The following is a 12,384-nucleotide window of genomic DNA, read 5'->3' as shown; positions in this document are numbered from 1 at the left end:
CCCCACTTAGAGTGCATCTAAGGCTTCATGTAACTTATTCACACCAATAATTTCCATGCCTTGAATCGCACTCTTCGGGACATTAGCTTTTGGCACAATCGCTTTTTTAAACCCATGTTTAGCAGCTTCAATCAACCGTTCTTGGCCATTGGGTACAGGGCGGATTTCACCAGATAATCCTACCTCACCAAAAGCAACCATCTCACTAGGCAATATATTACCTCTAAAGCTAGAGACCATCGCTAATAACAAGGTTAAATCCGCACTTGTTTCACTGACTTTAACACCGCCTACTACGTTTACAAACACATCTTGATCGGACATTTGTAAGCCTCCGTGTCGATGCATTACTGCGAGTAACATAGCCAAACGATTTGAATCCATACCAACAGCAACACGTCTAGGGTGAGACATTGTTGAATTATCAACAAGCACTTGCAGCTCAACCAGTAGTGGGCGTGTGCCTTCCCAAACCACCATTACCAGTGAACCAGAAGATTCACCTTCCCCACGAGATAAGAAAATAGCTGATGGATTAGCGACTTCTTTTAACCCTCGCTCTGTCATCGCAAAAACGCCAAGCTCATTAATCGCACCAAAACGGTTTTTGTGAGAACGAAGCGTTCGATAACGACTGTCGCTGTCACCTTCAAACATGACGGAACAATCGATGCAATGCTCAAGAACTTTAGGCCCTGCAAGGCTACCATCTTTGGTGACATGACCGACCATAATCACTGCAATGCCTTCTTGCTTTGCAAAACGTGTAAGGTATGACGCTGACTCACGGACTTGTGAAACACTGCCCGGTGATGATTGAACATCAGCCATATGCATTACTTGAATCGAGTCGACCACAATTAATTTTGGCTTTTCTTTTATTGCGATATCACATATACGTTCAACACTCGTTTCAGACAGCATTCTAAGCTTATCAGTAGGCAAACCTAGCCTGTGAGCACGCATCGCCACTTGTTGCAAAGACTCTTCGCCAGTCACATAAAGTGCCGGCATTGTTTGAGCAAGCTGACACAGCGTCTGCAACAATAAAGTACTCTTACCGGCACCAGGATGACCACCAATCAGAATTGCCGATCCCGGCACAATTCCACCGCCCAATACTCGATCAAATTCAGTAAATGAACTTGAGATTCGTGGAAGCTCATTTAAATCAATTTGATTTAATGTTTGTACTTCACTTGGACCAGCACCCGCATAGCCAGAAAACGTGCTCGATGTCGTTGACTTTACCGACCCTAAACGAACTTCTGTAATCGTGTTCCACTCTTTACATGCAGTACACTGTCCTTGCCAACGAGGAAAGTCTTGTCCACATTCATTGCAAACAAATGCTGTTTTATTTTTTGCCATAAACTTTGAGTATTTTCTCTACTTAATGTCGGTTAAACTACCAGCTATAAATAATTAACACTTTATTTACTGGCATTAGTTTTGCTTTATTTTACCTGTCTAAATCAAGATATGCTTTAGATTTCAGTGCTAGACTGAAAACCGTAACAAACTTAATAGCTAAGCCTATCAGGCTGACATCAATTTATCACGACAAAGAATCGACACATGAGTTTTGAAGAAGTAAAAAGTGCATTAATCGAACAGCTCAAACCATTATTAATGGAGCCTGACTTTTCTGATATGTTCGATAAGCTCACGGCGTCTGAAACAAGTACTAATCGCTTTTTATTAAAAATGGAACTCAATCGATTGGCTGGACATTGCAGTCGCATTATCGATTTACGTGATAAAACAGAGTTAGCGTGTGAAGCAGTCGAGTTTAATCAACAGACTCACATGTTAGACGAACCAGCAAAACAGAGTTTTTTTGCTGCACTTATCCGTTATCAACAACAATACACCGTTGGTGTTTACGAAGAGGTGATACAAGAGCATCGAAGTAGACTGACTTCGCATAAGCAAGATGCTCAAAACGTTTCTGATGATAGTTTTATTGTGCCAGGCGTTGTACTTGGTACTTATTTCAATCGCTGTGAAGAGCGAATGAATTACAGCATCCAAATCACGGCTTCTCAGTCGGGCAGAACAGAAGCTAAAGGGACAACAATAGACTTATCTGTTGGCGGTGCAAGAATTAAAGTTTCAGCCAAACATAGCCTTGATATAAACCAGCCTATTCTCTTGAAATTACATGAGCTGAATGAAGAGTATTATTACGAAGATCTCCATCAAGGCATTGAATATGAAATCGTTGATTCCACATTAGATGGTGAACACGCCATTTTTAGGTTAAAGCGAGTCAATGGTTCGGATGATCTGGTAAAGATTCTGACCAACTTGATACGAGGTTATAAGTTCCGCTACAAAGTTGATGTCAATGAAGTCTATACAAACACACTTGGCTTAGGTTATGAACGCCATTATTTGCCGCATTATCGAAATTTACCGCTGTTCTTAAACTCAACTAAAAAAGTTATCAGCCATTGTTTACTTAGTGCTGAAAACCAAGGATTGAAAAGATTTTTTAACGATGAAAGAGACATTTGCCAATTGTCTCAAACGCTATCTTCAACTCGATTAAGCCAACTTCAGGCTGATCCACACAATTTTGAGCATAATTTACTTTTTTGCTTCACTCATAACGTGCGAGAAACGCTCTACTTTTACAGTGCAACACTCGCAGAGTTAATGAGTTCTAACTTCACCGAATTGTTTTTTAAATTTGGCGCTAATAAATCCAGCTTTAAAATTTTTAGGCTGAAGCTTGAAAGTATTGACCATGAGCAAACTTACAAAACAGCCGTCTTACCCGGCGATGATAGCCACTACTCACCTTTAGTAGAGCAACAGCTTTCCCAGTTCAGTCATGTTATTAATCTTATCGATTTAACCAGTGACGTGGCACTGGAAACACTCCAAAACGTAAAAAGCCAAGCCAGCCCCAATGAACTGAAGGTTTTTGCTCAAGCGAAAGAAGCTAAAAATAAAATAAAAAGTATTTCACTAAATTTTACCGAGCGACGACAAGAACCTAGATACTCATTTAAGACTCAAGTTGATATTACTCAAGGAGATAAAAGCTTTTCTGGTATTACTGGTGATATATCGACGAAAGGGCTTCAAGTCATTTTTACTGAGCCTTGTAATTTGGACGAAACTCAATCGATAAAGATTGCCCTTCCTAAACTACAGACTCTTGCAGGTAAAGCTCAGCTTGTCGAGCTCCCTTATCGAATCGTTAAAAAAAGAAAGAATGGTAAACAATTACACCTTGCGGCAAATATCGGTCATGAACCTCACGTTGGTGTAGAATTTCTCAATCGCCTGATTATTCATAATCAAGAAAAGCTCAAACAACTCTCTGACAGTGATGATAATGTTAAAGAGCTATCTGATGGCATGAAAAATTTATTGATGCGAAAATTACCATCAACGCCATTCTTCATCGAAAAAACAAAAAAATCTGCCAAGCTTTCCGCTGTTGGTGTCTCCACGCAAAATAACGAGATAACAGATTTGTTCTCCGCCGGAGTAGCGAATGGAATGGAGTACAACTTAGCGCCAATATTCAAACAAGGTTTATTTAAACCCATAATTTTAAATGCGCTTCGTAAAATGAAATCAACCAATGAAATGGTTTCTGTAGACTTGTTCTTACGTTTAACCAACCAATCCCGCGGGCAATTTCAATTGCACTGTATGAGAGCGGATCAATTCAAAACGAAACAACACAAAAAACGCTTTATTGAACAGAGCAAAGATACAGGACGTTTTATTGCGCTCAGAGTCTTTTATGGAGTAACAGGAAAACCTGATAATCGCTATATTGCACAAGAGCGTGATTACATTGCTGTTCATGCTGCACATAAAGCTAAAATTTTAGATGAAAAACTCTGGAATACCATTGGTGTTGGTGACATTCTCGATGTCACTTCCGAAGCTAAATTATTAGCTCAATATGTCCCCTAAATTAAATTAAATTTAGATTCCCGCCTATATATCATTGAAGGATATAGAATACTGTCTATGTATAAGGTAAACCTCGAAATTAATTTTAATTTATTTAGAATTAATGTTGAGTAACATTCGAGCTAACGTATCTCTGATGAGTTGATGAGCATCGGATTCGTACTCAAAGGACTGGTTTGGTAAGTTATAGAGGTGTGCATCATGGTTTCAATTACACGCACCATGTTTACGTCATCAGAACCCATTATTGAAATGGGTTCAAAAAGAGGTAGAAATTCAGCATTACAGTTAATGATTTCCGGTAAGTCTTATCTTATTTTCGACGATGAAGAAGAGGAGGAAAAAGAACATCAAGATGAGTCTTCAAGAGAGTTTTTTGATTTTCATTCAATGGCTGGCTATTTCCCACCGATAAAGCGCCGCAAAAAAAATAAACCGAACTTTACGGTGAAAATGGGCGCATAACACAGATTAAGGCCGTACTTATCATGAGTACGGCTGTTTTATCTATATTTACCTTACTTAATCTCAACCAAATACAATAAAACGCCTAGCCCTAGATGCTTTATTTGAAAATTTGAGTTTTCATTAACTAATTCTTTTGCATGAAATGCGACACCAATCTTAGCCCTTTCGAGCATGGGAATATCATTCGCACCATCGCCAATTGCAACCGTTTGTTGTTCACTTATGTCTGACTCTCTAGATAATAGTGAGATCACTTCTGCTTTAAAGTTCGCATCAACGACTTTACCTAACACTTTCCCAGTTAATGTTTCCTTCTCGACTTCTAGATGATTTGCATATGCTGCGCTGAGGTTCAATTGATTCTTTAGGCTGTTAACAAAAGGCGTGAAGCCACCTGATGCGAGTGCAATTTTCCAGTTGTGTTTTTGAAGTTCATAACACATTGAAGTCAACCCTGCAGTCAACGGTAATTGAGAGATCAAATCCTCAACAATAGAAAATGGAGTACCTTTTAATTTACTAACCCTCTCTCTTAGGCTTTCTTCAAAATCGAGTTCACCAGCCATTGCTTTCTCAGTGACTTGTGATACCGCTTCACCTACACCTGCCATCTTTGCAAGCTCATCAATACATTCAATCTGAATAGCTGTGGAATCCATATCCATAACCAGCACACCTGGTAAGTTAAGTTGAGGTAATGGCTCCTTAATTTCAAAAACCTCTACTTCAGCGCTTAATTTCAATGAATTTAATTGATCGACTGTAATACCTTGAGTTAAACAAATTTCAATGCCGTTTAATGCTTGGTTGCGTTTTAAGGTACAAATATGAAAACCGGCTTTGAGTGATTCCAGCCAATGCTCAATATCATTCTCAAGTTGATTATCCTTCCAGACAAGGCGTAGTATCTTAGGTGATGAAAAAGGAGTCTGTCCTTCTTGATAGCGAGTAACCTGGTTTGTCAGTCCCAAAAATTGACTATCTAAAGAGTTTTTTAACCAGTTAAACAATGCGCTCATACTATCAACTATTCCAATTTTTTTATTATCTAATGAGGTGTTTAGTGTTACATCTTAAAAAACTAAAAAAAAGTCATAAATTCAGTTTGCTCGTCCAATTTGCCGTTGCTGTAGCGCTCATCGCAATTACTATTCAACTGTGGCAAGCAAACTTTTTACAATCAGAATCTTTACTAGAAAAACAAGCCAGTAAAATGTCACACCTTCTTTTAGACAATGTGACTTACGCAGCAAGTTCTGCATTGCAAAACCAAAAAACATCTCAGCTGCAATGGTTAGTAGAAAGTGTAACCCAAGATCCTAGAGTCATTTCAGCAGCCATTTATGATGCTAAAGGCAGTAGAGTGGCATTTGCACAATGCGATCACCAAGTCATAAAAGATAGTAAGAGAAGTCAGCAAGTAACCATTCACCAGCCCCGTATTGACTTTTCAAATAAACAGTGAAACTTACTTGCGGGGTGGTACTTGTGTCACAAAACAATGGCAAGCTTGTAGTTATAAATGCCAATAAACGGGAGTTTGAGATTGTCAATACCCCTCTGGTGAATGCTTACGTCAGCAAAACCTGGCTGCATTTACACCATACATAAAAAAAGTAATTTTGAATAAAAAAAGCATCGGCTATGTAGAGCTGAGATTAAATGAATCATCATTTCTAGCAGTACTGAGAAAGGACATTAAACACAACGCTGAGCAACAACAATTACTGCTTTTACTCTCGGTAATTATAGGAATGTTGTTGAGCCGTTCACTATCAATAAAAAGAGCGAACTTTCTTCGCATAACAAAAAGACTTAAATGACAGTAGGAGCCGTTGATCTTTGTTTAATAATTAAGCTGAGCAATAAATCGCCTTAATCGAGGCGGAAATAGTGCAGTTTAGTCATCTAAGTAAACTATTTTCAACACAGAGTAAGGCGATTTAGACTCAGCCCGTAGGGTAATGGTTATTTTTAACGCTATCTGCATTGTCACTGCGCTCATTTATACCCATGATACCTGAAGATGCTCGATTTCAGCGAGAATGCACAACTTGTTAATCAAGGCGACGGTGTGCGGCAATAGTGAGCTATTGTTAGCACTGGCAACGAAGAGTAACAAGCTGTGCAACTCGCACTGCGTGGACTTCTCAGCGCCAATTCTTCTTTGTTACATTAGATCGAAAGAATCCCGATATTCCTTCGCTAATGCGCCTCAAAGAATTGGCGCTGAAAAAGTCCTGAAACATGCATCTTCAAGTATCATGCGGATAGAATAACTAAATAACGCTTGTTCCGCTTTGTTATCGTCAAAAATAATCATTGCTGAAAATATCAACAAAGGTCAACAGCCCCTAGTATTATCACTAAATATTTTTTAACATCAGGTCACATTTAGATAGCATACTCCAAAAAAGGACTTATCATGTTAAAGAACATTTCAATACCGTTGCTTGTTTGCGCTATCAGTTTTTCTTCCACTTCTCAAGCAGAAGGTTTTTCAGAATCTTACAAAACATACCAGCAAGCGTTAAGCGGAGAAGATAAGCAACTTATTGTTGATACTGCAAAGTCCGCTTATCAGCTTGGGATGAAAGAATATTCTGAGAATAACCATAACATTGCTGCACTATTGCTGAATTATGGATCTGCGATTCAAAATCATATTGATGAACTGAATGTACAGAAAGATCAGCACGCCATAGCTTATAAACTATACCAAAAAGCGTTGCGCATTTATTTATCTCAAGACTCAAAATCCAAAAATGACATCATTGATACTCAATTCAAACTTGCAGAAACAGCGAAAACTAAGTCTATTGCCTATCAACATATTGAAGATGCCATTGATGTCGCTGACGGTTCTGAGTTATTAGAGGCAAAAGTAAAGCTAGAAGCATTTAGAATGCTATCGTCAAAGTATTACAGTAAAAAATTGGGGCGTTTTGCCAAAGAAGCCCTCGAAATCTACAAAGAAAAACTGCCTGAAAACTCAATGGAAAGAGTAAGAGCCAGCTTCAATGTTGCAAGGATTTATGAAGCAGAAAAAAAACACTCTAAAGCTGCAACGTTATTTGAAGAAGTAGTAAAACAAATGGACGTTTTAGATTATAGCCATCCATATAAATTAGCGTCTCACGCTCGACTTGTTCCTATATATGAAAAACAAGGCAAGAGTAAAAAATCAACTGCGCACTGTATTGCAATTGGTAAAATGAAGCCTTGGGATGATAATGTGCAAGAGCAAATACCATTATATCGCTCTGCAAATCACTACCCAACTTGGGCCGCAAAAAAAGGCAAAACGGGCTATGTCACATTAGAGTTTGTCATAAATAAAAACGGTTTTGTTGAAGATATTGAGATTTTAGACAGCGAAGGCGGTAAAAGTTTTGAAAGAGCTTCAATAAAGACTCTTAAAGATTGGCGTTACGCACCCAAGTTCGTAAATGGTGAAGTCGTTGAAGCAAAGACGAAAATCAGATTGGATTACACATTAAAGAGACCAATCTAGACTACAAAAAAAGCCGCAAATGCGGCTTTTTTAATGAAGCAACAGTGTAAATTATAGGTTTACAACTGCTTCTAGCGTCATTTCAATCATTTCGTTAAACGTAGATTGACGATCATCTGATGAAACGGCTTCACCTGTACGGATGTGATCAGAAACAGTTACAACACAAAGTGCATTTGCACCGTACTCAGCAGCAACACCGTAAAGACCAGCCGCTTCCATTTCAACGCCTAAAATACCCATTTTTTCCATGGTATCGAACATTTCTGGCAGTGGATTGTAAAAAAGATCAGCGGAGAATACATTACCAACAAGGTGTTTGATGTTTTTCTCATCAGCCGCTTTTACAACAGCAGAAAGTAGACCGTAATCAGCGATAGCTGCGAAGTCTTGACCACCAAAACGTAAACGGTTTACTTGTGAATCTGTACAAGCACCCATACCGATGATTACGTCACGAACTTTAACGTCAAGGCTGACTGCGCCACATGAACCAACACGGATTAAGTTTTTAACACCGTAGTCTTTTACTAGTTCTGTTGCGTAGATTGAGCAAGAAGGAATGCCCATACCTGACCCCATAACAGAAACACGAGTACCTTTATAGGTACCAGTGAAGCCTAGCATGTTACGAACGTCAGTAACTTGCTCAACATTCTCTAAGAAAGTTTCTGCAATGTACTTAGCGCGTAGTGGATCGCCTGGAAAAAGTACTGTTTCAGCGAATGCACCATCAGCAGCATTAATATGTGGTGTTGCCATCGATATAACCCCTATGTTTTAAGGTCTATGCCTTATGTTAATTTGGTGGGTAAGTTACCCATTTTATTCGTGTTCGTCACTATAAAGCTGCCCGATATGTGTTGATTGGCCAGCTTATGAGCATGATATTTCAGGCTCATTAAATATTTATAAAAATGACTGGCCGTATTCCATTGGCTCTAATTTGTAATAACTTGCAATTGACTGTCCCATGTCAGCAAACGTATCACGTCCGCCTAGAGATTTAGCGCCTAAACCCGCACCATATGCCAATACAGGAACATGCTCACGAGTATGATCTGTGCCCGGCCATGTCGGATCACAACCATGATCAGCTGTAAGCAATAAAAAGTCATCATCATTAAGAATTTCAAGCAATTCAGGCAGACGAGCGTCGAAATACTCAAGACCTCTGGCATAACCAGCAACATCACGACGATGACCGTAATGTGAGTCAAAATCTACGAAGTTGGTAAATACAATCGTGTTATCGCCAGCTTGTTTAACCTGCTCAAGTGTTGCATCAAACAAAGCTTCAAGACCGTTGCCTTTCACTTTTTTAGTAATGCCACAATGCGCATAGATATCAGCAATTTTACCGACACTGACAACTTCACCACCATTTTCAGCATGCTTTTGCAGTACTGTTTTCGCTGGCGGCTCAAGTGAGAAGTCACGACGGTTACCTGTTCGTGCAAACTCTTTCGCATTCGGACCATTAAATGGACGAGCGATTACACGACCAATATTATATGGCTCTAACTCTTCACGTGTGATTTCACACAGTTTGTAAAGGTTTTCTAAGCCGAATGTCTCTTCATGACAAGCAATTTGGAACACTGAGTCAGCAGAGGTATAGAAAATTGGCTTTCCAGAGCTCATATGCTCTTCGCCTAACTGTTCCAGAATGGTTGTTCCAGATGCATGGCAGTTACCTAAGAAACCGTCTAAACCTGCACGTTCAAGAATCTTGTCTGTTAGCTCTTTAGGGAAAGAATTATTTTGATCGCTAAAATAACCCCATTCAAATAAAACTGGCACACCTGCCATTTCCCAATGACCGCTAGGCGTATCTTTACCAGAGCTGATTTCAGCTGCGTAACCATACGAACCAATCAGCTCAACATTGTCATCAAACCCCATAGGGAATGCACCAGTGCTTTCTTTAGCAGCATGACCTAAACCTAATTTTGCAAGGTTTGGTAGCTTAAGCTCACCTTCACGGTCGATATTAGCTTTACCTTCTGCACAAGCTTTCGCAATATGACTAAAAGTATTTGCACCTACGTCACCAAAAGCTTCAGCATCTCCTGCTGCGCCGATGCCGAAGGAATCTAACATTAAAATAACGGTACGTTTCATAAATCTTTCCTTACAGATCTTCAGCGCGAATCGCTTTATAAATCTCAACTTGTTTCTCAGGCTGAGTATCGCTTAATTGAATTGCGCCTTTCACTGCTGCTGCTGCTTCTTCAAATGCAGCTTCTGACTGAGCATGTACCACAGCAAGTGGCTTGTCAGTATTAATTTCATCACCTAACGCACAAACGTTAGTTAAACCCACACTGTAATCAAGCGCATCACCAGGCTTGCGACGACCGCCACCTAATGTAACAACAGCAAGACCCAGTTCACGCGTATCCATACTGTGTGCAAAACCTGTTTTATCTGCAAATACAGGTCGAACAATCGAAGCTTCAGGTAAATACTTGTCATAGGCTTCAACAAAATCAGTTGGGCCACCTAGACCAGACACCATCTTACCAAATAATTCAGCCGCTCGGCCGTTATCTAATACTGTGTTCAGTTTATTTCTAGCTTCCGTTTCATTTGCCGCAATACCGCCTAGCATCAACATTTCTTGGCAAAGACCCATCGTCACTTCATAAAGACGAGGGTTACGATATTTACCCGTTAAGAAATCAACCGCTTCCCTAACTTCAACAGCATTACCTGCACACGATGCCAAAACTTGGTTCATGTCAGTAAGTAGTGCAGTTGTTTTAGTACCAGCACCATTTGCAACGGCTGTAATACTACGAGCTAGCTCTTCAGATGCTTCATAAGTTGGCATGAATGCACCACTACCGACTTTTACATCCATCGCTAATGCATCAAGACCACACGCAAGTTTCTTAGAAAGAATTGACGCTGTAATCAAAGAGATTGATTCAACGGTTGCGGTGTTGTCACGGATTGAATAGAAGCGCTTATCCGCTGGCACTAAATCACCAGTTTGACCAATAATTGCCACACCCGCTTCTTTAACCACTTTACGGAATAAGTCACTGTCTGGCTCAGTTTGATACCCTGGAATTGCGTCAAACTTATCTAATGTACCACCTGTATGGCCTAAACCACGCCCAGAAATCATTGGCACATAACCGCCACAAGCTGCTGCCATTGGGCCAAGCATCAAGCTGATAACGTCACCAACACCACCCGTGCTGTGTTTATCAACTACAGGGCCATCAAAATTCATTGAATCCCAATTTAATACCATACCTGAATCACGCATCGCCGTCGTAATGGCAACGCGCTCATCCATGTTCATGTCATTAAAATACACTGCCATACCAAAAGCAGCGATTTGACCTTCTGAAACATTATTGTTGGTAATACCATCAACAAAAAATTGGATTTCTTCTTTAGATAGTGCTTGACCGTTACGCTTTTTACGAATGATTTCTTGAGCAAGAAACATGGTGTAGCCTCCAGAATGTAACCGAGAATTCATCATCTCGGCTTACACATTTGCAAGATTTAAAAACAAAACTGTAGTAATTTTACGTACATATTAACGAAGTTTTGCGGTGACCAAAGGGAGTTTGATCACACTTTTCTTGATATAAATCTGAACTCTGGATAAGGATGTTCAATAATTTGATCAATCAATCATTTCATATCCCAAGAGTAGACTATTAGTAACCTTGATTAGGTTTAGGAGCTTCAGCTAGCTCTAAAGTATGCAGCAAAGCATTCAATAAGCTCGAAGCACCAAAACGGAATGTGCGTGGAGTCGCCCAATCAGCACCTAATAGCTTTTCAGCAACGCCTAAGAATTCTGCAGTTTGAGCAGCATCACGCACGCCACCAGCTGGCTTGAAACCTACTTTGGTATTTTTCTCTTTAATTACAGTCATCATGATTTCTGCAGCTTCTAGTGTTGCATTAACAGGAACTTTACCTGTTGAAGTCTTGATGAAGTCAGCACCTGCATCAATTGATAATTCAGAAGCTTTACGAATAAGAGCAGGGTCTTTCAATACGCCAGATTCAATGATCACTTTTAAAAGTACATCAGCTTCAGCACAAGCTTCTTTACACGCTTTTACGAGCTCAAAACCCACTTCTTCGTTACCAGCCATTAATGCACGGTAAGGGAAAACAACATCAACTTCGTCAGCACCGTACGCAATTGCAGCACGAGTTTCAGTTACTGCGATTTCGATATCATCATTACCATGTGGGAAGTTGGTTACTGTTGCGATTTGAACATCTTCAGCACCTAGTGCTTTTAGAGTTTTACGTGCAACAGGAATGAAGCGAGGATAAATACAGATAGCTGCAGTTTTACCTGCTGGAGTCAATGCTTTATGGCATAGATCAATTACTTTTTGATCCGTATCGTCGTCATTAAGCGTAGTAAGATCCATTAATGAAATGCCGCGTTGAGCCGCTTGTTTTAAATCAGTCAT

10 protein-coding genes are annotated in these 12,384 nt (G+C 39.8%); 4 read left to right on the top strand and 6 right to left on the bottom strand.

From position 1 onward, the window contains the following. Window positions 1-6: 6 nt before the first annotated feature. Window positions 7-1,371: a DNA repair protein RadA gene (gene radA / locus JQC92_RS06475; protein WP_129945847.1), complete on the bottom strand. Its 1,365-nt coding sequence runs from the start codon at window positions 1,369-1,371 to the stop codon at window positions 7-9. A gap of 207 nt (window positions 1,372-1,578) precedes the next feature. On the opposite strand from radA, the gene JQC92_RS06470 reads away from it, so the two are divergent. Together JQC92_RS06470 and JQC92_RS06465 are read left to right on the top strand one after the other, a co-directional pair. Continuing rightward, window positions 1,579-3,942, top strand: coding sequence for a PilZ domain-containing protein (locus JQC92_RS06470; RefSeq protein ID WP_204998883.1), 2,364 nt, complete (start codon window positions 1,579-1,581; stop codon window positions 3,940-3,942). Between the two features lie 201 nt (window positions 3,943-4,143). Further along, a complete protein-coding gene (locus JQC92_RS06465) occupies window positions 4,144-4,407 on the top strand; it encodes a hypothetical protein (RefSeq protein ID WP_204998882.1) in 264 nt (87 codons plus the stop codon). Between the two features lie 53 nt (window positions 4,408-4,460). Here JQC92_RS06465 and serB read toward each other — a convergent pair whose 3' ends face one another. Further along, on the bottom strand, window positions 4,461-5,429 hold the full coding sequence (gene serB / locus JQC92_RS06460) for a phosphoserine phosphatase SerB (RefSeq protein ID WP_204998881.1): 969 nt from the start codon (window positions 5,427-5,429) through the stop codon (window positions 4,461-4,463). A 44-nt stretch (window positions 5,430-5,473) separates the two neighbouring features. On the opposite strand from serB, the gene JQC92_RS06455 reads away from it, so the two are divergent. Next, window positions 5,474-5,875, top strand: a complete 402-nt coding sequence (locus JQC92_RS06455) for an AhpA/YtjB family protein (RefSeq protein ID WP_204998880.1) — start codon at window positions 5,474-5,476, stop codon at window positions 5,873-5,875. A gap of 960 nt (window positions 5,876-6,835) precedes the next feature. Beyond that, a complete protein-coding gene (locus tag JQC92_RS06450) occupies window positions 6,836-7,924 on the top strand; it encodes a TonB family protein (protein WP_204998879.1) in 1,089 nt (362 codons plus the stop codon). Between the two features lie 51 nt (window positions 7,925-7,975). Here the strand turns inward: JQC92_RS06450 and deoD are convergent, their stop codons facing one another. The 4 genes from deoD to deoC form a co-directional block, all read right to left on the bottom strand. Then, window positions 7,976-8,686: a purine-nucleoside phosphorylase gene (gene deoD, locus JQC92_RS06445; protein WP_204998878.1), complete on the bottom strand. Its 711-nt coding sequence runs from the start codon at window positions 8,684-8,686 to the stop codon at window positions 7,976-7,978. A 147-nt stretch (window positions 8,687-8,833) separates the two neighbouring features. Then, entirely contained in the window at window positions 8,834-10,048 is a 1,215-nt protein-coding gene (locus JQC92_RS06440; RefSeq protein WP_204998877.1) for a phosphopentomutase, read from the bottom strand. A 10-nt stretch (window positions 10,049-10,058) separates the two neighbouring features. Further along, complete coding sequence (gene deoA, locus JQC92_RS06435) at window positions 10,059-11,390, bottom strand: thymidine phosphorylase (RefSeq protein WP_129945878.1); 1,332 nt, start codon at window positions 11,388-11,390, stop codon at window positions 10,059-10,061. A 217-nt stretch (window positions 11,391-11,607) separates the two neighbouring features. After that, window positions 11,608-12,384: a deoxyribose-phosphate aldolase gene (gene deoC, locus JQC92_RS06430; RefSeq protein WP_129945831.1), complete on the bottom strand. Its 777-nt coding sequence runs from the start codon at window positions 12,382-12,384 to the stop codon at window positions 11,608-11,610.

This window comes from Parashewanella hymeniacidonis (assembly GCF_016900895.1).
Taxonomy (GTDB): Bacteria; Pseudomonadota; Gammaproteobacteria; order Enterobacterales; family Shewanellaceae; genus Parashewanella; species Parashewanella hymeniacidonis.
Note: the sequence above shows the minus strand (reverse complement) of the source record. Positions and strands in the feature narration are given on the sequence as shown.